The sequence below is a fragment of the Gloeomargarita sp. SRBZ-1_bins_9 genome, from assembly GCA_039794565.1.
Lineage (GTDB): Bacteria > Cyanobacteriota > Cyanobacteriia > Gloeomargaritales > Gloeomargaritaceae > Gloeomargarita.
On sequence record JAUQVX010000002.1, the window covers coordinates 89,031 to 112,315 of the forward strand.

The window sequence follows — 23,285 nt, forward strand, 5'->3', positions numbered from 1 at the left end:
CTTAAATTTTAAGGAGTTCCATACCCCCCGGAGGACGTGCATGGAGGCAATGGCATTGACGGCGCTGAATACGGTCACGATCGCACCTGAGTTGCTGGTTGTGGTGACCTTGACGGTCGTGTTGCTGGCGGACTTGGTCACGGGCCGACAAGCTTATCGTTGGACACCCTATCTGGCGGTGGCGGGTCTGGTCGGGGCGGTGGTGGCCCTGGTGGGGCAGTGGTCGCTACCGGTGACGGAGGGATTTGCCGGTAGTTTTCAGGCTGACCGCATCGGCATTCTGTTCCGGGGGATGATTGCCCTGTCAGGGGCGATGGGGGTGCTGATGGCCATTCGTTATGTGGAGGAAGTGGGCAGCGCCCTGGGGGAGTACATCACAATTTTGTTGGTGGCTACGGTGGGGGGCATGTTCCTGGCCGGGGCGGATGAGATGGTGATGGTGTTTGTGTCCCTGGAAACGTTGGGGCTGGCCTCTTACCTGCTGGCGGGTTACATGAAGCGGGATGTGCGCTCCAATGAGGCGGCGCTGAAGTATCTGCTGATTGGGGCCACCAGTTCCGCCATCTTCTTGTATGGGTTGTCCTTGCTGTATGGGTTGTCGGGGGGAGAGACCCGTTTGGGGGCTATTGCCCAGGCTCTGGTGCAACGGGATTTGGGGCAGTCCTTGGGGGTGTTGGTGGCCCTGGTGTTTGTGATCGCCGGGATTGCCTTTAAGTTGTCGGCGGTGCCTTTTCACCAATGGACGCCGGATGTCTATGAGGGGTCGCCGACGCCGGTGGTGGCCTTTTTGTCGGTGGGGTCGAAGGCGGCGGGATTTGCTCTGGCGATCCGTTTGCTGGTGACGGCCTTTCCCGAGGCAACGCCCCAGTGGCGGTTTGTGTTTGAGGCGCTGGCGGTTTTGAGTATGGTGTTGGGGAATGTGGTGGCCCTGACCCAAACCAGCCTGAAGCGCCTGTTGGCCTATTCCTCCATTGGGCAGGCGGGTTTTCTCATGATCGGCTTGGCCATCGGCACACCGGAGGGCTACGCCAGCATCCTGTTTTACACCTTTATTTACCTGTTTATGAACCTGGGGGCCTTTGCCTGTGTGATTTTGTTTAGCCTGCGGGCGGGCACGGATGAGATTAGCGAATATGCTGGCCTGTATCAGAAAGATCCGCTGTTGACCTTGGGGCTGAGTTTGTGCCTGTTGTCCCTGGGGGGGATTCCACCTCTGGCGGGCTTTTTCGGCAAACTGTATATCTTCTGGGCCGGTTGGCAGGCGGGGGCCTATGGGTTGGTGCTGGTGGGGCTGGTCACCAGCGTGATCTCCATCTACTACTACATCCGGGTGGTGCGGATGGCGGTGGTGAAGGAACCCCAGGAAATGTCCCTGGCGGTCCAAAATTATCCGGCGATTACCTGGGACCGGCCCGGTTTGCCGGAGTTGAGGGCGACGTTGGTGACCTGCGTGGTGGTGACGGCGGTGGCCGGGTTGCTGGCTAATCCCATCCTGACAGTGGCCAACCAGGCCGTACAGACCACGCCCTTTCTCCAACCTACCCTGGTGTCTCAGCGCTAGGGGTGCGGGGTTGGTAGGAGGCCATAACCCGCCCAGCTCCCCGCCACTGCCGATAGTAGGTTTCGCCGATGGGTCCCCGGTCCGGTCCGAGGGAATCTACGCCAATGCCATTGCGACCCTGTTCGGGACCGGAGCAGTGAATGTACTGTTGCCGGCCTAGGTAAATCCCCACGTGGGTTGCCCGTTCCCCTAGGCCAAAAAACACCAAGTCCCCGGGCTGCAGGTCGCTGGGGTCAATGGCTAGAACAAAGGCCTCCTGCTGATAGGCATCCCGGGGCAACCAGATACCCGCCTGGGCAAAGGCCGTCTGCACCAACCCCGAGCAATCAAAATCTGGACCGACCGTCCCCCCCCAGCGATAGACATGGGGTTGTCCCATGGCTTGGATGACGAAATGCAACACCAGCGGCAACCGTAGTTGGATGGCCGGGCGGGTGAGTTGGGGTGGTTCGTAGGCTTCGGTGGTCAAGATCAACCGTTCCCAGTCCGCTGCGTTGATCCAGCCGCTATAGTCGTCCTCCGCCAAGGTGACCCGAACCCGTGACCCCTGTTTCTCCCCCCCATACAGCCAGCGGCCGGCCCGAGCCTGGGTCACCAAACGGTCACTGGTAGGGGATTCGTAGAGGTCTAAATCGGCTAGACACCGGTAGGGCATGGAGTCTCAGGTACGGTTTCCCGTGGGAGACGTCCTCGACGATGGGAACTGACCTTACGGCTGAACTTGCGGGCATAGGCCCGGTTGCGCAGCGCTTTTTCCTTCTTCGGATTTCGGCGTTTCGCCACGAATACAACCTCCAAGGTGGCCCGCCGGTGTTGGCAAGCCAGGACTGCCCTTAACCCCGGGAGCGGTATGCATCTCGCCGGTTTTCTTTGGGACGGGCCTTGTTCACTCGCAATTGCCGCCCCATCCATTCGGCCCCGTCCAGTTCGCTGATGGCCTTTTCTTCCTGGTCGTCGGCCTGCATTTCCACAAAAGCAAAGCCCCGCATCCGCCCCGTTTCCCGGTCCATGGGCAGGACCACACTTTTTACATCGCCGTACTCGGCAAAAACTTCTTGCAGGTCCTCCTTGGTGACCCGATAGTTTAGATTACCTACGTAAATCGTCATGGCTACGCCTCAACAAAAACAGTCACTGACCGTGCAGTCGGTTGCGGAAAATTTCTTCTAGCCGTCTACGGAAACCAAGAAGAACCCTCGACCCAGACCTACAGCAGTTCTTTTTTAGTATAGCAGTTGGGGAAAGCCTTAGCTAGAGTAGGGGCAGTTCGGAGGCGAAGGATGGGTTTAACCGCCTTGGGGGGGATTCTCCAGCAACTGGACAGCAGCCCCACCTGGGAACGGTGCCGGCAGTGGCAAACCCTGCTGGGTCTGTGGGCGGAACTGGTGGGGCCAACGGTGCAACGCCAGACCGAACCCCTGTACATCCGGCGGGGGGTTTTGTACGTGGCCACCCGGTCGCCGGTTTGGGCGCAAAACCTGACCTTTGAACGGCAGCGGTTGCTCCAGCGTCTGAATGCCCATTTGCCGGAGCCCTTGCAGGACATTCGCTTTCGCCCCCTGTTGACTCCCGAGGGACAGCCCCCTGCCGGTCGCATCTTTCGAGGGGGGACCCGCACGCCGGCCTTGCCCTGCGCTGGGACACCCACCTACCGCCGTCCACCCCACTGTCCCCGTTGTCACCTGCCGGCACCCCTGGTGGAGTTGGACCGGTGGGGTATCTGTGGCCTGTGCCGAGCGGCGGAACTGGCGACCTAGGCGTTAAACTAGGTAAAGGCCTGCGAGGATCCACCATGGTTCAGTCACCGTACTACGGGGATTACTACTACCGCACTCCGCCCCCCGACTTGCCCTCCCTGTTGCTCAAGGAACGGATTATTTATCTAGGGATGCCAATTGTGCAGCAGGTCACGGAGCTGATCATTGCCCAGTTGTTGTACCTGCAGTACGAGGACCCGGAAAAACCCATTTATTTCTACATCAATTCCACGGGCACCTCCCGTTTTGATGGGGAACCGGTTGCCTGGGAAACGGAGGGGTTTGCCATCTGTGACACAATGGCCTACATCAAACCGCCGGTGCATACCATTTGTATTGGGGTGGCGATGGGGATGGCGGCGGTGCTGTTGTCGGCGGGCACCAAAGGGCACCGGGCCAGCCTGCCCAATGCCTCCATTATCTTGCGCCAAAGTCGCAGCTATACCCGGGGGCAGGCCTCGGATATCCAAATCCAGGCGCGGGAGGTGCTACACAACCGGGAAGTGATGCTGGACATTCTGGCGGCCAATACGGGACAGCCCCGGGAGAAAATTGCCAAGGACATGAGCCGCACCTTTTACCTGACGCCCTACCAGGCCAAGGAGTATGGGTTGATTGACCGCATCCTGGAACCCACCCGCAAATTGCCGCCTACGGTTATGCAAGCGTTGGCTTCCAGTTCGTCCTAAGGAGTGTGACCTATGCCGCTGGGTATCCCCAAGGTTCCTTACCGTCTGCCCGGTGAACCCTATACCCAATGGATTGATATTTACAACCGGCTGTACCGGGAACGGATTATTTTTTTGGGGCAAGAAATTGACGACGACATTGCCAATCAAATCGTGGCGGTGATGTTGTATTTGGATTCGGAGGACCAGGGCAAGGATATTTACCTGTACATCAATTCGCCGGGGGGGTCGGTGCATGCGGGGCTGGCCATTTACGACACCATGCAGCACATCAAATCGGACGTGGTGACAATCTGTGTGGGGCTGGCGGCGTCCATGGGGGCGTTTTTGTTGGCGGCGGGGACCAAAGGGAAACGCCTGGCGCTGCCCCATTCGCGGATTATGATCCACCAGGTGTCGAGTGGGGCGCGGGGGCAAGCCTCGGACATTGAAATCGAAGCCCGGGAGGTGTTGCGCATTGACCGGCAACTCAACCAGCTGCTGGCCTATCACACGGGGCAGCCGGTGGAGAAGGTGCAACAGGACCAAAAGCGGGACTTTTACATGTCGGCCCAAGAGGCGCTGGCCTATGGGATTGTGGACAAGGTGATTGAAGGCCGGGCGCCCTAGGATGACTGACCCTCGCTTGGTGGAGAGTTATCGCTGTTTGGGTTTGGCGGTAGGGGCCTCCCTCGAGGAAGTCAAAGTGGCCTACCGGCGTTTGGCCCGTCGCTGCCATCCGGACTTGCACCCCCATGACCCCCATAGCCACGAACGGTTTATTGCCCTCCAGCAGGTGTACCAATATCTGTTGGCCCACTTGACCCAGACACCGGTTGGGACAGCGCCTCAGGTGCGGGTGACCGTGCAGCATCGCCCCGCGCCAGAACCAGGGCCACCCCTGACGCCCCAAGAGCGCTACCTCAAGCACAAATTCCAGGTGCAGTGGCGGACCTTGCTGGAGCAAGAACGGTTTGCCCGGGCGGTGGCCCTCCTAGAGACCCTGCGGCAGCGGTTTCCCACAGACAGGGAGATTCCGGGTTGGTTGGCCCAGACTTACCAGCGCTGGGGGCGGGCCTTGATTGACCAGGGGCAATGGGACAAGGCCCGGGGATGCCTGAAAACGGCCCTGCGCCTGGACCCCCACAACCCCACGCTCTGGCAGGAGGTGAATCGGGAGTTTATTCGGCTGGAGCAGGGGATGGGCAAGTACTCTTAGAGCCATCACGCTCACTATTACAGTTATCCAACAGGATTTTGGCCAGGTTAACAAGAGATTACAAGAAGTTAAAGACCGGCGGGTAGGGGGGAAGCGGGTGTTAGCGTAGAAGTAGTAGAGCGCACCAAATTTCTGTGGGGTTTATGCCTATGAAGATTGTGATTCACGGCAAAAACATTGCCATTACCGACCCCATTCGTGAGTATGTGGAAAACAAGCTACACAAGGCCCTGGATCACTTCAACGGTTGGATTACGGAGGTAGATGTCCATTTGTCCGTAGCCCGCAACCCCCGCATTCACGATACCCATGTGGCGGAGGTTACCGTCTATGCCAAGGGGCATGTTCTGCGGGGGGAAGAACGCAGTGAAAATCTCTACGCCAGTATTGATTTGGTGGCGGATAAATTGAACCGGAAAGTCCGCAAGTTTAAGGAGAAGAAACAGGCCAAGCTGCACCAAACACCGGTGCCGGTGGCGTCGCCGGATCTGGTCACACCGACAACCGAGCGGTCCCCCGAATTGCCCAAGGAGGTGGTCCGCCGCAAGTACTTTGCCATGCCCCCAATGACGGTCGAGGAGGCCCTTGAGCAACTGGAGCTGGTTGATCATGATTTCTATGTGTTTCGCAACGCCGAGACGGGGGAAATTAATGTGGTTTATGAACGGAATCACGGGGGTTATGGGTTGATCCAACCCCGGGGCAACGGTCACCCCAAACCCTCGGCCTAGGGGCACGTAGGGGGTTACACTAGAAAGGCGCGTGTCTAGGAGGACCCCCAATGGCGGACCTGGCCCCCAACCAGCAGTTGTTGCCCCTGACGGCCAGCACCAATGCTCAGGGTCATTTGGTGATTGGTGGTTGTGATGTGGTGGCGTTGGTGGAGCGTTGGGGGTCGCCGCTGTATATTTTGGATGAGGTGACTCTGCGCACGGCCTGCCGCCAGTATCAGGAGGGGTTCCGGCGGTGCTATCCCGGACCGAGCCAGGTGATCTACGCGGCTAAAGCCTGGTGTTGTCTGGGGGTGCTGGCGATGGTCGTGGGGGAAGGTCTGGGGCTGGATGTGGTCTCCGGGGGGGAACTCCTGACGGCCATGCGGTTGGGGGTAAAACCCGAGTGGGTCTATTTTCACGGCAATAACAAGTCTCCGGCGGAATTGGAGTTGGCCCTGGCCTATGGCTGCCGCCTTGTGGTGGACAACTGGCATGAGCTGAAGACGTTGGCGGCTTTGGCCCAGGCGCAGGGGGTGCGGGTGCCGATGCTGGTGCGTTTGACGCCGGGGATCGAGTGCCACACCCACGAGTACATCCGCACGGGGCATCTCGACAGCAAATTTGGCTTTGACCCCGGTCAGTGGCCGGCCCTGGTGGACTGGTTGCTGGGGCAATCGCATCTGGAATGCATCGGTTTACATGCCCATATCGGTTCCCAGATTTTTGCCCTGGACCCCCACCGGGATTTGACCCAGGTGCTGGTGGATTATTACGCCCAGGGGCTACAGGCCGGCTTGCCGTTGCGGGTGTTGGATGTGGGCGGGGGATTGGGTATTCGTTATGTAGAGAGCGACCAGCCGCCGGCGATTGCCGATTGGGTGCGGGTGGTGAGTGCAGGCATAGCCCATCACTGTCAAAGCCGGGGATTGCCCTTGCCTTGCCTGGTGGCGGAACCGGGGCGTTCGATTGTGGGACCGGCCGGTGTGACGGCTTATACCATCGGCGGGCGCAAGGATATTCCCGGCGGGCGCACCTATCTAAGCGTGGACGGCGGCATGTCGGATAATCCCCGTCCCATCACTTACCAGGCCTCCTACCAAGCGCTGGTGGCTAATCGCTGCCTCGACCCCCTGGCGGAAACAGTAACCATTGCCGGCAAGCACTGCGAATCGGGGGATATTTTGATCCGCGACCTCGCCCTGCCCTTGACCCAACCAGGGGATGTGCTGGTGGTGCTGGCAACCGGTGCCTACAACGCCAGCATGGCCTCCAACTACAACCGTATGCCCCGCCCGGCAGCTGTGGTGGTGCGGGATGGGGATGCGGAGTTGCTAGTGAAACGGGAAACCTGGGAAGACCTCCTGCGGCAGGACTGTTTACCGGCCCGCTTGGAACTGGTGGGGGCCTGACCCCAGATGCGCCGGTGGCTGGGGGTAGGGGGACTAGGGTTGCTGTTGGTATTGGGATTGGGGATGGTCCTGCCCCGGCGCCGGCCCGTTGCCCGGGAAACCCCCTGCCCGATTGGGATTTACATTGTGGGGGGGGTGATTCACTCGGACCTCATTTTGCCCCGCCGCAATGCCATCTGGGACTGGGCACTGATGCTACCGATGGACCAAATTGCGCTCGGTGAACCGGATTACCTAGGTTTTGGGTTTGGCGAGCAACAGTTTTACATGGCGCCCCCGGCCCCTCTGTGGCAGCGCTGGCCGGATGGGTTGCGGGCTTTATTCTGGGCCAATCCGGGAATTGTCTATGTCTATCCATTGGCTCAACCACCCCAGGCAGCCCAGTGCATTGGTTTGCAACCGGACCAGTACCGCCAACTAGCGCAGTACATCCAGGACTCGTTCCGGCGGGATGACCAAGGGCGATTGCAACCGTTGGGGCGAGGGCATCAACCGGTGGGGCAGTTTTTTGCCGCCCGGGCCACCTACTCGCTGCTGTTTACTTGCAACCATTGGACGGCGGAGGGATTGGACCGCGCCGGTGTCCCTGTGCCCTGGCTGCCCCTGGTGACCGTCAGCCTCCTGTGGCACACTCGCTGGACCTGTCCCTGTCCTCAGGCCGCCAGTTCTTGAGCCAAGGCCTCTTTCACCCGGGGGGAGCGAATCTCACCTGCGTGGGTAATGCAAGCGGCCGCCACAATGTCATCGGCAAAATCCCAGCGCAACTCCTGACCGCTAATCAGCAGGTTCAGCAGGCTCAACAGATTTTTGCTGTACATCTGGCTGGCGTGGACGGGCATCGTTGCCGGCAGGTTCAACGGCCCTAGGATGGTCACCCCGTGGCGCACCACCTGGCGTCCCGGTTCCGTCAGGGCGCAATTGCCCCCCTGGGGTGCGGCCACGTCCACGATCACGCTACCGGCTGGCATCCGGGCAACCATGGCTTCCGTGACTAACAGGGGCGCCCGTTTCCCCGGCACCTGGGCCGTGGTAATCACCACCTCCGCACGAGCCACATGGTCGCTAATCAGTTGGCGGGACTTTTCCTGGCTGGCTTCCGACACCTCCCGGGCGTAGCCCCCCCCGCCTTCCACGGCCTCCTCTAGAGTCACTTCCACCAACTTGGCCCCCAGACTGTGCACCTCCTCTTTGACCTGGGGACGAATATCAAACGCCTCCACCACCGCCCCCAAGCGCCGCGCCGTAGCAATCGCCTGTAGGCCTGCCACCCCGGCCCCGATGACAAAGACCTTGGCGGGGGGAATAGTCCCGGCTGCCGTCGTTAGCATGGGGAAAAATTTGGGCAAGTGGGCCGCCGCCAGGAGCACCGCCCGATAACCCGCCACCGACGCCTGGGAGGACAGGGCATCCATGCTCTGGGCGCGGGAAATACGGGGGATCATCTCCATACTGAAAGCCGTCACCCCCTGTTGCGCCAAATCCCGCACCAACCAGGGCCGTCCCAGGGGGTCCATAAACCCGATCAACACCGTTCCGGGCCGTAACCCGCGTACTTCGGTTTCCTGGGGGGGGGCCACCTTGAGAACCACATCCGCCTGGGCCAGCAACGTCGCCGGGTCAGAGACGATCTGGGCGCCCGCCGCGCTATAGGCCCCATCGGGGAAATAGGCCGCTTCCCCCGCCCCCTGTTCCACCAGCACCGTCAGACCCCGTTGCACCAAACGCCCCACCGCTTCCGGCACCAGGGCCACCCGTGTTTCCCCCGGCTCCCGTTCCTTCAGGACGGCTATGCGCATATCCCCCGACCCCCATCAGCGGACAGCTACTTTAATGTGGCACGGCCAAGGGCGACCCCACCCCAAAAATCCAGAAAATCTTTAGCATCCCTGCCCCTGGCGCTGGTGCTCTACAATGCCATTCGGTATCCCTGCGAGCCCTATAGCCCATGTCCTTTGTACCCCTGCACGTCCACACCGAATACAGCCTGCTGGACGGCGCCAGTCAAATTCCCCAGTTGGTGGAGCAGGCCGTGATGCTCAACATGCCGGCGATTGCCATTACCGACCACGGGGTGATGTACGGCGCCATTGAACTGATCAAGCAATGCCGGGAGCGGGGGATCAAACCCATCGTCGGCAACGAAATGTACATCATCAACGGGGACATTACCAAGCAGGAACGCAGCCCCCGCTATCACCAGGTTGTGCTGGCCAAAAACACCCAAGGGTACAAAAACCTGGTTAAACTCACCACCATTTCCCACCTCCAAGGGGTCCAGGGCAAAGGCATCTTCTCCCGCCCCTGCATCAACAAAGAACTTCTGGAGACCTACCGCGAAGGTCTTATTGTCACCAGCGCCTGTTTGGGGGGGGAAATTCCCCAGAAAATCCTCCAGGGAAAGCGCCAGGAAGCCCGCCAGATCGCCGCTTGGTACCAGAAGGTGTTTGGGGATGATTTCTATCTGGAAATCCAGGACCACGGTTACCCGGAAGACCGGATTGTGAATGTGGAAATCATCCGCATTGCCCAGGAGCTAGGCATCAAATACATTGCCACCAATGACTCCCACTACATTTCCTGCTTTGATGTGGAAGCCCACGACGCCCTGCTGTGCATCCAAACCGGCAAGTTAATTACCGACACCAAACGCCTGCGCTATAGCGGCACGGAATACCTGAAATCGGCCCAGGAAATGGCCCAACTGTTTCGGGACCACCTCGACGATGATGTCATCCAAACCGCCATCCAAACCACCCTCGAAGTTGCTCAGAAAATCGAGCCTTATCACATTTTAGGGGAACCCCGCCTACCCCATTACGACGTACCGGTGGGCCACACGGTGGACACCTACCTGGAACAAATTGCTTGGCAGGGCCTATCGGAACGGTTGGGCATGAAGCGGGACCAGATTCCCCCGGCCTATAAAGAGCGGCTGTCCTATGAATTAAAAGTTATTCAGCAGCGGGGGTTTTCCGGGTATTTTTTGGTGGTGTGGGACTACGTGAAATACGCCCGGGACCATGGGATTCCGGTGGGGCCAGGTCGGGGGTCAGCTGCCGGTTCCCTGGTGGCCTATGCCCTGAAAATCACCAACATTGACCCGGTGCATCACGGCCTGCTGTTTGAGCGCTTTTTGAACCCCGAGCGTAAATCCATGCCCGATATTGACACGGACTTTTGCATTGAGAACCGCGACCGCCTGATTGAATACGTCACCCAACACTACGGCAGTGACCGGGTCGCCCAAATTATTACTTTCAACCGCATGACCTCCAAGGCGGTGCTCAAGGACGTGGCGCGGGTGCTGGAGGGCATCAGCCACCGGGAGGCCGACCAAATGGCCAAACAGATTCCTGTGTTTCGCGGCAAGCCCGCCCCGTTGCAGGAAATGATTAGCGAAAATACCCCTTCACCGGAATTCAAAGCTCGCTACGAGCAAGAAGAAAAAGTCCGCCACTGGGTGGACCTGGCCATGCGCATTGAGGGGGTAAACAAAACCTTTGGCGTCCATGCCGCCGGCGTGGTCATTGCCCCGGAACCGTTGGATGAACTGGTGCCCCTGCAACGCAACAATGACGGCGCCCTTATCACCCAGTACGCCATGGAGGATATCGAGTCCCTGGGCCTATTGAAGATGGATTTTCTGGGGCTGCGCAATTTGACCCTGATCCGGCAAGCGGTCGAACTCATTGAAAAAAATCATCAAGTGCGCCTTGACCTGGACCATTTGCCCCTGGATGACCCGAAAACCTATGCCCTGTTGGAGCGGGGGGAAGTGGAGGGCATTTTCCAGTTGGAATCGGCGGGGATGCGCCAGATTGTCCGGGATTTGAAACCTTCGAGCATTGAGGACATTTCCTCCATCTTGGCCCTGTATCGCCCCGGTCCCCTGGATGCGGGTTTGATTCCCAAATTCATTGACCGGAAACACGGCCGAGAAAAGATTGAGTATGCCCACCCCCTGCTGGAACCCATTCTGCGGGAGACCTATGGCCTCATCATCTACCAGGAACAGATCATGAAAATTGCCCAGGATATGGCCGGTTATTCACTAGGGCAAGCGGATTTGCTGCGGCGGGCCATGGGCAAGAAAAAACCGGAGGAAATGGAAAAACAACGGCAGGTGTTTTTAGAGGGGGCGGCCAAAAACGGCATCCCCAAAGATATCGCCGTGGCCCTGTTTGAACAAATGGTGCTGTTTGCCGAGTACTGCCTGACCTACGAAACGGAGGTGCTCACCGTGGAGTACGGCCCCGTGCCCATTGGTGAGATTGTCGAGCGCCGCCTACATTGCCACGTCTATAGCGTCAATGCCCAAGGGGAACTCTACACCCAACCCATTGCCCAGTGGCACGACCGGGGAGAGCAGGTGGTCTATGAGTACGAACTCGACGACGGGACGGTGATCCGCGCCACCCCCGACCATAAGTTCATGACCACCGACGGGCACATGCACACCCTCGATGAAATCTTCACCCAGGGACTGGAATTGCAAGCCCTGCCGGTGGTGACCCTGGCCCAAGTTTAGCTTTTTGCAACCTTTATGCAATATCTGGCCGGTCGAGGCTGGCGGGTAGTCATAAAAATAGCCAGAGCAGACCGCCCCGGCTGACCTGTGTATCCATCTGAGAGAGGAGAACTCGATAGTTACTTTAGCGTTTATTGAAAATTTTTGTCAAGAGTTGGGGATGGGGAACCGGGGTTGGGGTTTGGGCATCGGAGAAGGTGGACTACAATCGAGCCACAGGAGAACAAGCCATGAACAGGATGCAGCGGCTGGCGGTGACGGGTTTATTGAGTTTGGGGTTAATGGGCGGTCTGATGGTGCCGGTGGGGGTGCAGCCGGTGGCCCAGGCCCAGCAGGTGACGGACCCGAACCCGGAGCCGGATAGTCGGCAAGTGCCTCCGGATACGTCCATTTCTGGGGTATTTGCGGGGGGACCGGTGAACCCCAATTCGGTGCGGGTGTTTGTCAACGACCGGGATGTGACGGCCCAAAGTACCATTACCCGGACGTTTTTCAGTTATCGGCCCACCAGTCCCCTGCCGCCGGGGCGCAATACGGTGCGGGTGACCTATGCCGGGATGGATGGGGTGCCGCGCACGGTGCAGTGGTCGTTTCGGGTGCAGCGTCCCCAGGCGCAAGTGCAAATCCGGGATATTAACCATAACGCCGATAGCCAGCCCCTGGGACCGGGAAGTACGTTTTTGGTGACCATGAACGGTACACCCCGCGCCCAGGCCAGGTTTTGGCTGATTCGGGAAGGTCGAGCGCCGGAGGTGTTGAACGCCCAGGAGGTGTCGCCGGGGGTGTACGTGGCCACCAAAGCGGTGCAGGCCGGGGAGGTTTTCCGCCATGGCGTTGTAGTGGGTCGGCTTGAGCGGGACGGGCAGGTGGTCCATGCGGCAGCGGCCCAACCGGTGGAGTTTGTGGCGACGGCGACGACCACACCGGTGCCTCCCATCGGTAATCTCCCTACTCCTGGCAATCCTGGCGTCATCCCCCTGCAACCCCAATTTCTCAGTCACCGGGATGGGGACCAAATCCAGAGCCGGGGCTTTACTTTGGTGGGGCAGACGCGTCCCCGGGCGGTGGTGCGAGTCCGGGTGACATCCCAGGTGCCCCTGTTGGGGGGGGTGATTACCGTGGCGCCCCAGACCCTGGTCAATCAGGACGTGGTGGCGGATGCCAACGGGCGGTTTGAGGTGGCGGTGCCCTGGCGGGGGGTTGTGCCGGTGGGGGCGGAGTACCGGGTGCGGGCGGTGGCCCGTTGGGGCAATGAGACCAGTCCCCCCACCGAATTGGTGCTGGTGCAAGGGCGATGAATACCCTGGCGGGCCGGGATATTTTGAGCATGGCGGATTTGTCGGCGGCGGAAATCCACAGCCTGTTGGAACTGGCCCGCCTGTACAAGCAGGGTCAGCGGTTGGGGAATGCCCAGGGGCGGGTGCTGGGGTTGCTGTTTACCAAGGCGTCTACCCGGACCCGGGTGAGTTTTACGGTGGCGATGTTGCGCCTGGGGGGTCAGGTGATTGACCTGCAGCCGGGAGCGATGCAGATGGGCCGGGGGGAACCCATCCGGGATACGGCGCGGGTGTTGGACCGGTATTTGGATGTGCTGGCGATTCGCACCTATGCCCAAGCGGAGGTGGCTGCTTTTGCCGAGTGGGCGACGATGCCGGTCATCAATGCCCTGACGGACCGGGAGCATCCCTGCCAAGTGCTGGCGGATTTGCTGACCATGCAGGAATGTTTTGGGGGGCTGGCCGGGTTGAGGGTGGCCTATTTGGGGGATGGGAACAATGTCTGTCATTCGCTGCTGTTGGGTTGTGCGCTGATGGGGATGCATTTAACGGTGGCCACGCCCCCGGAACATCGGCCTGACCCGACCATCTGGCAGCAGGCGCAGGCTTTAGCGCAAGGGGGCGCCCGGTTGGTGCAAACCCAGGACCCGGAAGCGGCGGTGCAGCAAGCCCAAGTGCTCTACACCGATGTGTGGGCCAGCATGGGGCAGGAGACGGAAACGGCGGCCCGTATCCCCCGCTTTTGGCCCTATCAGGTCAACGAGCGGTTATTGGCGCTGGCGGACCCCGAGGCCATTGTGCTGCACTGTTTGCCGGCTCACCGGGGGGAAGAAATCACCGAGGGAGTTTTGGAGGGTGCCCAGTCGCGGGTGTGGGACCAGGCGGAAAACCGGCTCTATGCCCAGCAGGCACTCCTGGCCCAGGTTTTGGGACTCGTCTGACCGCTGACCCCTTGGCGTCTTAACCGTCTGTTAACCTGTTTACCAATCAGGCTTAATGTTGGCGCGCTAAAGTCGCAAGTGTGAACAGAGCATGTATAGTAGAAGCATGGGTTCACCAGCTTACTGATTGGTTGTTGAGGTGTGAGGTGGAGTGATGCGTGACACGTTGCTGAAGTTGTTTCAGGTGGCGCCGGCGGCCTTTGGGGTGGTAGCGGTATTTGGTGGCGTAGCTCGGGCGCAGGCGGTGCCGGGTACGAATCCCACGCTCCAGCGGGCCGAGCAGTACTATGTGGGGCCTTCGACGATTAACCAGGCGCAGGTGACGTCGGTTTCGGAGTTTGTGGATGTGAGTCCGACGGACTGGGCGTTTCAGGCGTTGCAGTCGTTGGTGGAGCGGTATGGGTGTATTGTGGGTTTGCCGACGCAGCCGCCGACCTATCAAGGGCGCCGGGCGACGACGCGGTTTGAGTTTGCGGCTGGTTTGAATGCTTGCTTGGACCGGATTAATGAGCTGATAGCGGCGTCGGTGGAGAATCTGGTGACCAAGGATGACCTGCTGGTGATCCAACGGTTGCAGGAGGAGTTTGCGGCGGAGTTGTCGGTGATTCGGGGCCGGGTGGATGCGATTGAGGCGCGGACGGCTCTGCTGGAGCAGCAGCAGTTTTCCACGGTGACCAAGCTGCGGGGGGAGGTCATCTTTGCGCCCTATGGGGTGGCGGATAGCCGGGTGGCCTACAACCGGATTGAAAACGAGTTGCTGCGGGGGGGGCGGAACTTTACTGGTTCGAATGCGGCAGGAGCGGCTCGGGGTGCAGTTGTGTCAGCTGGCGGGAACCCCATTATCCTTGGCCGGGGGGCGCGCACGGCTGACAGATTGGCCTTCGGTTACCGGGCGCGGTTGAACTTTGATACGAGCTTTAACGGTCGGGACCGGTTGCGGGTGCGGTTGCAAGTTGGTGATGTGGATAACTTACAAACCGCAACAGGTGCGAATGAGAGTCGCTTGAGTTTTGACATTGGTACTAATGGTAATTTCCAAGTTGACCACTTATCCTATGATTTCACCTTTGACCGGGACCGGGGTCGGGTGATGATTGCGGGGGCCAATGTGGAGTTCAATGATTATTTCGATACCTACAACCCGTTGGCTTCGGATGGAACTGGCTCGATTTCCCGTTTTGGTCGTTTCAATCCTCTGTTCTATCGGTCGGGTAGCAACACGGGTTCTGGTGCCTTTATCGGCTACCGGTTCAATCCCATCTTTCGCGTTGATGCTGGTTACTTGGCTGTCAATCCTGGTCGAGGTGCTTCTGCTGCTAACCCTGATTTGGGTCTGTTTGGCTCGAACTACACAGTGGGTGTTCTCTTGGGTGTGGAACCGGTCCGTGATTTTAAGTTCGGGATCGGTTACACCCATACCTACAATGAGGATCGGAACCGAGTAGGTGCTACAGCTTCGGGCATCAATCTGACTGGTGGTACGGGGACAGATTTTGCGGTTAACCCCTTTCTTCCGCCAGGGACACCGACTGGTTCGGGGGTATTGCTTGACCCCGGCCGCACGGCTGTCAATATGGATACCGTCAACCTGATGTTCCAGTGGCGGGCTTTGCCCCAGTTCACGCTGGCGGGTTGGTTTGGCTATGGCTGGGCGCGGGGTCAAGGTGACCGACGGGGAATTGTTCCTAGGCAGGGGACCCGACGGGCGCAAATCCTGACGGCAGCTCTGGCGTTTGCTTTCCCGGATACTTTTGGCCGTCGGGGTGATCTGGCTGGGTTGATTGTGGGGATTCCCCCTTATGTGGTGTCCAGTGACTGGTTTGGTAACCAAGCTCCTACTGGTTTTAACGTACCTGCTGGTATAGTTGCGCCAAATGCACCAGCTCGTCGGATTCGGTTGCGGGACCGGGATGTGCCGGTGCATGTGGAGGCCCTGTATCGGTTCCAGGTCAATAAGTACTTGACGGTAACGCCCGGTGCCTTTGTGGTGTTTAACCCCAACGGGGATAGCCGCAACGACCCCATCGTGGTCTATACCGTCCGGACGACTTTCACTTTCTAGTCTCCACCCTATAACCTGAGTCCAACAGGCGGCTGGCTACTAGATGGCTGGCCGCTTGGTTTAGGAATGCGGAAATTGCGGGACTCGGTGTTGTCGCTTCAATAGACAATGAGCGTTGGGCAGGTATAGACCAGCGGGTGGCCAATGAGGAGTTTGGGCGCTATCATCGCCGGTGTGATGGTGGCTTTCGTCAAAGACCTGTTTTCCCCAGACCAACCCTAAATCTATGCCGGACAGGACCATTACCGTTACCTTGGGCGAGCGGAGTTACCCAATTGCTATTGCCAGCGGTCTGTTGCATCGGACAGGCCAATGGCTGGCGCAAATGGGTCTAAAAGGTAAGGTGCTGGTTGTCTCTAACCCCACCGTTTTTCGTGCCTATGGGGGAGCTGTAATACAAGCTTTACAAACCGCCGGTTTTGACGCCCAATCCTGTCTTTTGCCGGCTGGTGAACGTTACAAGACCCTGCGAACGGTGGAACGGATTTACCAGCAGTGCGCCCAACACCGTCTGGAGCGGCAATCAACTCTTGTGGCCCTGGGGGGGGGGGTGATCGGGGATATGGCTGGTTTTGCGGCGGCAACTTGGTTGCGGGGGATCAACTTGGTGCAAATCCCCACCACCCTACTGGCGATGGTGGATGCGGCTATCGGCGGAAAAACGGGCGTCAATCACCCCATGGGTAAGAATTTAATCGGCGCTTTTTATCAGCCCAAAATGGTCATGGTTGATCCCCAAGTCCTGCAAACCTTGCCCCCTCGGGAATATCGCTCCGGTATGGCGGAAGTTATCAAGTACGGGGTGATCGGGGACCCCCAACTGTTTACCCTGCTGGAAGCACAACCACGCCTGTCCCACTACCGGTATCTAGCCCCGGAAACCCTCACGCAAATCCTCTATTTCTCCTGTCAAGCAAAAGCAACAATCGTCAGTCAAGATGAGCGGGAAAGCGGACTGCGGGCGCTCCTCAATTACGGTCATACCATTGGCCATGGGATTGAAACAGTGACCCACTACCGGCGTTATACCCATGGGGAAGCGGTGGCCCTGGGCATGATCGCCGCCGGTGATATGGCCGTGCAGTTGGGCTGGTGGTCGGAAACCGAATACATGCGCCAAAAAGAACTAATTGCCAAGGTGAAACTCCCCACCAAACTGGCGCCCGATGTTGACCTGGAGGCCATCCAAAACGCGCTGCATTGGGATAAGAAAGTCCAGGGGGGAAGGCTGCGATTTGTCTTGCCAAGAGCGATTGGCCGGGCAGAGATTACGCATCAAGTGCCCCCAGAGGTCCTTCGCCGGGCATTGCTGCGCCTACAAGGTCAATAACTCCGGCCACGCCAGCGTTGCGGGCGAGTGATGGTGGAAAGAAAAATGCGCCACACCGCCAAGGGATCGGCCAAAGGCGATAACCAGAAGGGCCAGCTTTGCCTGCTCCAACCGGCATAAACCGGACGAATCGCCCATAACATCGCCCAACGAATGAGGAGTAAACCAGCATTCAAGCCCACCAGTATCTGATGGATGGGATTAGGAGGGAAAAAAGGACTGGTCATCAGCACCACCAGAGGCAACCCTTGCACAGCCGTTAAAAACCAGAGATCGCCCCAGCGCTGTCCAGGCTCGGTTGCATCCTTCAAGTCCAGTGAACGTCCCCATTCACGCCAGGTTTCCTTGGCCCCTTCGTACATGCGCACCTGCAAAACCTTTGACCCATCAAAGAAGCCCACTTTGTAACCCCGCTGGGCTACCTGACGCACAAATGTCACATCATCACAGAAGGAACTTTTGGCAATTTCGTAGCCCCCCACTTGCTCTAATACATGCCGTTTAACTAGGCAACATTGCCCGTTGGCCATGAGGCGTTCTGGGTCGCTGATAGGCGCACCGGTGGCCCCAAACCGATAAATTAAGGTTATGAGTAAGGCCGGTTGCAGCCACCATTCGCCCGGATATTTAAGCAGAAATTGGGGCGATAGGGTAATCAGGTCATAGTTTCCGCGAAGGGCTAGCTCCAAAAGCGCAGGAACTAAACCGATTTGGGGACGGGTATCGGCATCCAAATTCAGTATCCAAGTGCTATGGGGAGAACTCTGTCGCCAGCCCCAATCCAAAGCCCAAGGACGTCCCACCCAACCCCTAGGTAAAGGCGGGTCGGTTAATAAACGCATACGGGGGTCATGGGCCTGTTGGGCAGCTACCAATTCCCGGGTGCCGTCTTGGGAATGACTGTCCACCACCAAAATCTCCCGCACACTGTAGCCCTGGCGTCTGACTCCCTCTAGGCATGGCCCTAAGCGTTGCGCTTCGTTGAGGGTCGGAATAATAACACTCACTTGGCCGAGATAGGCGGGAATTTCCGGCGCCGGTTGTAAAGGAGAAGAGCGCTGTAATCCGGTCAATAATCGCGCTAATAATAATGCCGTCGCCGGTAATTGCAACAGTAAAATGACTAAACCCATGAACCCTCAGCACCCCCTACACCGCTTGCCTATTTTAATAACTTTTACAACATTGATTGCCCCTGGATGCTAGACCGACCGTTTGTGGTTTTACTGCTAATAACTGGTGTGCCATCGTTCGAGCGACCGGTATTGGATGGCCTCTTGGATGTCCTCCCAATCTAAATAGGGGCTGGTGCTCTGTTTCAAGTCGGCAATCGTGCGCGCCACTTTTAACAGGCGGTCCATCCCCCGCGCCGATAAACCCAACCGGCGAATCACCTGTTCTAAACGACCTTGGTTGTCCGACGTTAGCTGACACCAGCGGCGGATATGGACCGGTTGCATCTGGGCGTTGCATTGCACGGATGAGCGTTCCCCAAATCGCTCCCGCGCCAACTGCCGCGCTTTTTCCACCCGCACCCGCACGGCGGCTGAGGCTTCTCCCGTCGGCTGCTGCACCATTTCCTCCGGCTTGAGGCGCCCCACCTGCACCTGCAAATCAATCCGGTCCAGCAACGGCCCCGACAGTTTACCCCAGTACTGCCGCCGTTGGTGCGGGCTACAGCTACAGGGCTGCACCGGGTCGCCGTAATAGCCGCAGGGACAGGGATTGGTAGAGGCAACTAACGTAAACCGGGCCGGAAAGGTCACCGTCTGGCGCGCTCGGGATACGGTCACTTTCCCGTCCTCCAGGGGTTGGCGCAAAAACTCCAGCACATCTCGCTTAAACTCCGTCAGCTCATCGCAGTAGAGGATGCCGTGATGGGCCAAGGACACTTCCCCGGGTTTAGGGATGCTGCCACCCCCAACGAGCGCCGGTCCGGAGGCCGAATGGTGGGGACTGCGAAACGGTCGTTGGTTGATCAGCGCCCCCCGTTCCGGCAACAACCCGGCCACTGAATAGATTTGGGTGACCTCCAGCGCCTCCTGCAAGGTCATGGTGGGGAGAATCCCGGGCAATCGTCGGGCCAACATGGTCTTGCCACTCCCCGGCGGCCCCACCAGCAGCAAGTTGTGCCCCCCCGCCGCCGCAATCTCCAAGGCCCGCCGCGCCAAATACTGCCCCTTCACATCCCGCAAATCTAAACAGGTTTGGTCGCCAGAGCGCTGGAGTTCCTGCATCGGGTCCACTCGCACGACCGGAAACGCCCCCGGCGATTGCAACAACTGCACTACCTGCCCCAAATGGTCACAGCCATACACCTGCAATTCCTGAATGAGCGCCGCTTCCCGGGCGTTGGCCGTGGGCACCACCAGACGCGTGATTCCCAACCTGGGCGCTGTCGCGGCGATGGGCAATACCCCCGCTACCCCCCGCAGCGACCCATCCAGGGATAATTCCCCAAGGAATAAGGTCGTATGGGTATCATCCACCTGGACTTGTCCTGAGGCCAGCAGGATGGCGATGGCCATGGGCAGGTCAAAGGCCGGGCCTTCCTTGCGCAGGTCCGCAGGCGTAAGGTTGACCACCACCTTGCGTTGGGGAACGGTAAAACCGGCATTTTTCAGGGCCACCCGCACCCGTTCCCGCGCCTCCTGCACCGCACTGTCCGGCAGTCCCACCACCACTAGCCCCGGCAGCCCCGGCGCAATGTCCACCTCCACCCCCACCCGAATTGCCTCAATACCCAGCAGCGCTGCGCTCCAAACCCGGGTATGCATCGGTCCTCTCCCGCCTATCACCTCCAGTGTAGTCCGGGCGCAGTACACTGAAAGAGCAAGGTGCAGGGGGGGCAACCGTGTCCCAATGGGATGCCATTGTCATCGGCGCCGGGATAGGGGGGTTGGTGGCAGCGACGCAACTGGCCCGCCGGGGTGCGCGTGTGCTGGTGCTGGAGAAATATCTCATTCCGGGAGGGAGCGCCGGTTATTTTGCCCGCAATGGCTACCACTTCGACGTGGGCGCCTCCATGATTTTCGGTTTCGGGGACCAGGGAACCACCAACCTGCTGACCCGGGCCTTGGCCGCCGTGGACCAACATCTGGAGACCATCCCCGACCCCGTCCAAGTCCACTACCATTTGCCGGGGGGACAACAGGTACGGGTGCACCGGGATTATGAGCAATTTCTGGCGGAACTGACGCGACTTTTTCCCCATGAAAAGCGGGGTATCCGTGGCTTCTATGACGAGTGCTGGCGCGTATTTGGCTATCTCAATACCATCGAACTGCTGTCTTTGGAAGAACCCCGCTATTTGCTGCGGGTTTTCTGGCAAAACCCTGGTGCCTGTTTGGGCTTGGCCCGCTATTTGCCCTGGAATGTAGGACCCATCGCCCGTAAATATATTCGCGACCCGGAGCTGCTGAAATTCATTGACCTGGAGTGCTACATCTGGTCGGTGGTGCCGGCGGACCAAACGCCCATGATTAATGCGGGGATGGTTTTTGCCGACCGGCATTACGGAGGCGTGCGCTATCCCAAGGGGGGCGTAGGCCAAATCGCCCAAAAACTAGCCGCCGGGCTAGAGCAATATGGGGGTGAAATTCGCTATAAAAGCCGGGTTAGCCGCATTCTGCTGGAGCGGGGCCAAGCGGTTGGGGTAAAACTGGCCAACGGTCAAATTTACCGGGCCAAACGCATCATTTCCAACGCCACCCGCTGGGATACTTTTGGTCATTTATTACCGGAAATTCCCCCCGCCGAGCAGCGTTGGCGCCGCCGTTATCAACCCTCCCCCAGTTTTTTGAGCCTGCATATGGGGGTGAAAGCCAGCGCCATTCCTGCTGACACCGACTGCCATCACGTGCTGCTCGACGACTGGAACGCTATGACCGACCCCTACCAAACCCTGTTTGTGTCCATTCCCACCCTCCTCGACCCGGATTTGGCTCCCCCCGGTTATCACATCCTCCATGCCTTTACCCCCTGCTGGCTGTCGGATTGGGAATACCTGTCACCCCGGGACTACGAACGCCAAAAGGAAACCAAGGCCGGCCAAGTGATTGAACGGTTGATGCGGTTGTTTCCTCGGCTGGATCAGGATTTGGACTATATGGAAGTGGGCACCCCCCGCACCCATCGCCGTTTTCTCGGACGGATGGATGGCACCTATGGCCCCATACCCCGGCGCGCCTTGCCCGGCCTGCTCCCCATGCCCCTCAACCGCACCACCATCCCCGGCCTTTATTGCGTCGGCGACAGCACCTTCCCCGGTCAGGGACTCAACGCCGTGGCCTTTTCCGGCTTTGCCTGCGCCCATCGGGTCGCCGCCGACCTGGGGCTTTTAAGAAATGTTGCAAAACTGTGAACTTTTCGTTAAGTTGTCAATAGGGATGTTTTGGGAGGGATGGTGATGAACAATCAAGAGCGGAATTTGTGGCGTTGGGGTTTTACCGCAGGAGCGGAGAACTGGAACGGGCGTTTGGCGATGCTGGGGTTTGTATCGGCCCTGATAGTGGAGGCCCTGAGTGGTCAAGGGGTGTTGCATTTCCTGGGCTTACTGTAATGGGGATTTTTGGACTGGGTAAAAAGCTGGTGCTGCCCCGGCCGGAGGAGGCGCTGCCCGGTCGTTCCACCCCGATGCCGGTGCCGGAAAAGCACTATGTGAACGGTCACCCCCTCCAGCCCCCCTATCCCCAGGGTATGGAGATGGCCATGTTCGGCATGGGGTGTTTTTGGGGGGCCGAGCGCAAATTTTGGCAGTTGCCGGGGGTGTATGTGACGGCGGTGGGCTACGCCGGGGGATATACGCCCAACCCCACCTACCAAGAGGTCTGCACGGGGCTGACGGGTCATAACGAGGTGGTGCGGGTGGTGTTTGACCCCCAACAAATCAGCTACGCCACCTTGCTCAAAACCTTTTGGGAGAACCACGACCCCACCCAGGGGATGCGCCAGGGCAATGATGTGGGCACCCAGTACCGCTCTGGGATCTATGTGTATGGGCCTGAGCAGCGGCGGTTGGCTGAGCAATCCCGTGACCTGTACCAGAAGGCCCTCAGCGCCGCTGGCTATGGCCCCATTACCACTGAAATCCTGGATGCGCCGGAGTTTTACTACGCCGAGGCCTACCACCAGCAGTATCTGGCCAAAAATCCCGGCGGCTACTGTGGGTTGGGCGGTACCGGTGTTCCTTTCCCCCTGGAAGAACTTGTCGCCTCCGACGCATAAGCTACAATAAAAGACTGTCGGCTCAGTAGCTCAGCGGTAGAGCAGGGGACTCATAAGCCCTTGGTCGTGTGTTCAAATCACACCTGAGCCATGTTCTGGGGTTTGGGCTGCCTCCCCGATTCTGGGGGTCGGCGGGTGTGGTTCGGCGCGACCCCGGCATCGGTCCAACCCTATTGAGCTACAGTTGCCGGCTTTGACGGAGCACCACCGCCCCAGGGACCTGGATACGCCGCTCCCCCTCGACCAGGGGTAGAACTAGGGTCAAGGGTTGGTTCAGGGGTAGCACTCCCACCAAAGGCCGCAAGTTGTATTGCCCCACGTTGGTAACGGTCTCGGCTTTGGAAAAGTCATCCGCCGCCTCCCAGGTGGAACCCCAGGCGCAAAGGGTCAGGATGGCGCAGGTGATAGCGCTCAGGAAACCCCAGCAGGCGCAGTTGCAGTTGTTGTCGCCGGGCAAACAGCACCACCTGCCAGGCCCAACCGGCGTCGTCTTCGAGGGTGTGTCGGGATGGCACCAGCACCTGGCCGGGTACCTCGTCAAAAGTGCGAATAAAGGCCTGCCCCGGCAACGCCCAACTCCACAGGACCATCAGC

Annotated in this window: 21 protein-coding genes, 1 tRNA gene and 1 pseudogene; 17 read left to right on the forward strand and 6 right to left on the reverse strand. The window is 59.2% G+C overall.

All coding sequences use genetic code 11. From position 1 onward, the window contains the following. Positions 1 to 40: 40 nt before the first annotated feature. A complete protein-coding gene (locus Q6L55_02825) occupies positions 41 to 1,561 on the forward strand; it encodes an NAD(P)H-quinone oxidoreductase subunit N (protein ID MEN9257651.1) in 1,521 nt (506 codons plus the stop codon). On the opposite strand, the gene Q6L55_02830 is transcribed toward Q6L55_02825, so the two are convergent. Then, positions 1,539 to 2,216, reverse strand: a complete 678-nt coding sequence (locus Q6L55_02830; GenBank protein ID MEN9257652.1) for a C40 family peptidase — start codon at positions 2,214 to 2,216, stop codon at positions 1,539 to 1,541. The two genes, Q6L55_02825 and Q6L55_02830, sit on opposite strands and share 23 nt — an antisense overlap. Before the next feature lie 178 nt (positions 2,217 to 2,394). Then, entirely contained in the window at positions 2,395 to 2,670 is a 276-nt protein-coding gene (locus tag Q6L55_02835) for an RNA-binding protein (GenBank protein MEN9257653.1), read from the reverse strand. Positions 2,671 to 2,841: 171 nt separating this feature from the next. Between Q6L55_02835 and Q6L55_02840 the strand changes: the two genes are divergently transcribed. The 7 genes from Q6L55_02840 to Q6L55_02870 all read left to right on the forward strand — a co-directional run bounded on the left by Q6L55_02840 (position 2,842) and on the right by Q6L55_02870 (position 7,999). Further along, the gene (locus Q6L55_02840; protein MEN9257654.1) at positions 2,842 to 3,318 is read left to right on the forward strand and encodes a DUF721 domain-containing protein; all 477 of its coding nucleotides are present in this window, start codon (positions 2,842 to 2,844) and stop codon (positions 3,316 to 3,318) included. Positions 3,319 to 3,353: 35 nt separating this feature from the next. Next, complete coding sequence (locus tag Q6L55_02845; GenBank protein MEN9257655.1) at positions 3,354 to 4,007, forward strand: ATP-dependent Clp protease proteolytic subunit; 654 nt, start codon at positions 3,354 to 3,356, stop codon at positions 4,005 to 4,007. Between the two features lie 12 nt (positions 4,008 to 4,019). After that, positions 4,020 to 4,616 (forward strand): ATP-dependent Clp protease proteolytic subunit, encoded by a 597-nt coding sequence (locus Q6L55_02850; protein ID MEN9257656.1) that lies wholly within the window; start codon positions 4,020 to 4,022, stop codon positions 4,614 to 4,616. Position 4,617: 1 nt separating this feature from the next. After that, positions 4,618 to 5,205 (forward strand): DnaJ domain-containing protein, encoded by a 588-nt coding sequence (locus Q6L55_02855; GenBank protein ID MEN9257657.1) that lies wholly within the window; start codon positions 4,618 to 4,620, stop codon positions 5,203 to 5,205. Positions 5,206 to 5,348: 143 nt separating this feature from the next. Next, positions 5,349 to 5,936 carry a ribosome-associated translation inhibitor RaiA gene (gene raiA, locus Q6L55_02860; protein MEN9257658.1) on the forward strand — a complete coding sequence of 196 codons (588 nt, stop codon included), beginning with the start codon at positions 5,349 to 5,351 and terminating at the stop codon, positions 5,934 to 5,936. A 50-nt stretch (positions 5,937 to 5,986) separates the two neighbouring features. Next, positions 5,987 to 7,327 (forward strand): diaminopimelate decarboxylase, encoded by a 1,341-nt coding sequence (gene lysA / locus Q6L55_02865; protein ID MEN9257659.1) that lies wholly within the window; start codon positions 5,987 to 5,989, stop codon positions 7,325 to 7,327. A gap of 6 nt (positions 7,328 to 7,333) precedes the next feature. Further along, positions 7,334 to 7,999 (forward strand): DUF2459 domain-containing protein, encoded by a 666-nt coding sequence (locus Q6L55_02870; GenBank protein MEN9257660.1) that lies wholly within the window; start codon positions 7,334 to 7,336, stop codon positions 7,997 to 7,999. On the opposite strand, the gene Q6L55_02875 is transcribed toward Q6L55_02870, so the two are convergent. Then, positions 7,981 to 9,123 carry a Re/Si-specific NAD(P)(+) transhydrogenase subunit alpha gene (locus Q6L55_02875; protein ID MEN9257661.1) on the reverse strand — a complete coding sequence of 381 codons (1,143 nt, stop codon included), beginning with the start codon at positions 9,121 to 9,123 and terminating at the stop codon, positions 7,981 to 7,983. The genes Q6L55_02870 and Q6L55_02875 overlap by 19 nt on opposite strands. 149 nt (positions 9,124 to 9,272) lie before the next feature. On the opposite strand from Q6L55_02875, the gene Q6L55_02880 reads away from it, so the two are divergent. The 5 genes from Q6L55_02880 (at position 9,273) to aroB (ending at position 17,465) form a co-directional block, all read left to right on the forward strand. Further along, the gene (locus Q6L55_02880; protein ID MEN9257662.1) at positions 9,273 to 11,855 is read left to right on the forward strand and encodes a DNA polymerase III subunit alpha; all 2,583 of its coding nucleotides are present in this window, start codon (positions 9,273 to 9,275) and stop codon (positions 11,853 to 11,855) included. A gap of 230 nt (positions 11,856 to 12,085) precedes the next feature. Next, positions 12,086 to 13,153, forward strand: coding sequence for a hypothetical protein (locus tag Q6L55_02885; GenBank protein ID MEN9257663.1), 1,068 nt, complete (start codon positions 12,086 to 12,088; stop codon positions 13,151 to 13,153). Then, positions 13,150 to 14,073, forward strand: coding sequence for an ornithine carbamoyltransferase (gene argF / locus Q6L55_02890; protein ID MEN9257664.1), 924 nt, complete (start codon positions 13,150 to 13,152; stop codon positions 14,071 to 14,073). The genes Q6L55_02885 and argF overlap by 4 nt, the downstream gene beginning before the upstream one ends. A gap of 154 nt (positions 14,074 to 14,227) precedes the next feature. Next, on the forward strand, positions 14,228 to 16,135 hold the full coding sequence (locus tag Q6L55_02895) for an iron uptake porin (protein ID MEN9257665.1): 1,908 nt from the start codon (positions 14,228 to 14,230) through the stop codon (positions 16,133 to 16,135). Positions 16,136 to 16,361: 226 nt separating this feature from the next. Beyond that, positions 16,362 to 17,465 carry a 3-dehydroquinate synthase gene (aroB, locus tag Q6L55_02900; GenBank protein ID MEN9257666.1) on the forward strand — a complete coding sequence of 368 codons (1,104 nt, stop codon included), beginning with the start codon at positions 16,362 to 16,364 and terminating at the stop codon, positions 17,463 to 17,465. Here aroB and Q6L55_02905 read toward each other — a convergent pair. Both Q6L55_02905 and Q6L55_02910 read right to left on the reverse strand, forming a co-directional pair. Next, positions 17,459 to 18,598 (reverse strand): glycosyltransferase family 2 protein, encoded by a 1,140-nt coding sequence (locus Q6L55_02905; GenBank protein MEN9257667.1) that lies wholly within the window; start codon positions 18,596 to 18,598, stop codon positions 17,459 to 17,461. The two genes, aroB and Q6L55_02905, sit on opposite strands and share 7 nt — an antisense overlap. 96 nt (positions 18,599 to 18,694) lie before the next feature. Beyond that, positions 18,695 to 20,242, reverse strand: a complete 1,548-nt coding sequence (locus Q6L55_02910) for a YifB family Mg chelatase-like AAA ATPase (protein ID MEN9257668.1) — start codon at positions 20,240 to 20,242, stop codon at positions 18,695 to 18,697. 77 nt (positions 20,243 to 20,319) lie between these two features. On the opposite strand from Q6L55_02910, the gene crtH reads away from it, so the two are divergent. The 4 genes from crtH to Q6L55_02930 all read left to right on the forward strand — a co-directional run bounded on the left by crtH (position 20,320) and on the right by Q6L55_02930 (position 22,782). Beyond that, complete coding sequence (crtH, locus tag Q6L55_02915) at positions 20,320 to 21,828, forward strand: carotene isomerase (GenBank protein ID MEN9257669.1); 1,509 nt, start codon at positions 20,320 to 20,322, stop codon at positions 21,826 to 21,828. Between the two features lie 39 nt (positions 21,829 to 21,867). Further along, entirely contained in the window at positions 21,868 to 22,026 is a 159-nt protein-coding gene (locus Q6L55_02920) for a chlorophyll a/b-binding protein (GenBank protein ID MEN9257670.1), read from the forward strand. Then, on the forward strand, positions 22,026 to 22,691 hold the full coding sequence (gene msrA, locus Q6L55_02925; GenBank protein ID MEN9257671.1) for a peptide-methionine (S)-S-oxide reductase MsrA: 666 nt from the start codon (positions 22,026 to 22,028) through the stop codon (positions 22,689 to 22,691). The genes Q6L55_02920 and msrA overlap by 1 nt, the downstream gene beginning before the upstream one ends. A gap of 19 nt (positions 22,692 to 22,710) precedes the next feature. Further along, positions 22,711 to 22,782: transfer RNA gene (locus tag Q6L55_02930), tRNA-Met, on the forward strand. Positions 22,783 to 22,869: 87 nt separating this feature from the next. Here the strand turns inward: Q6L55_02930 and Q6L55_02935 are convergent. Then, a pseudogene (locus Q6L55_02935) lies at positions 22,870 to 23,281 on the reverse strand (DUF3122 domain-containing protein). Positions 23,282 to 23,285: the final 4 nt, after the last annotated feature.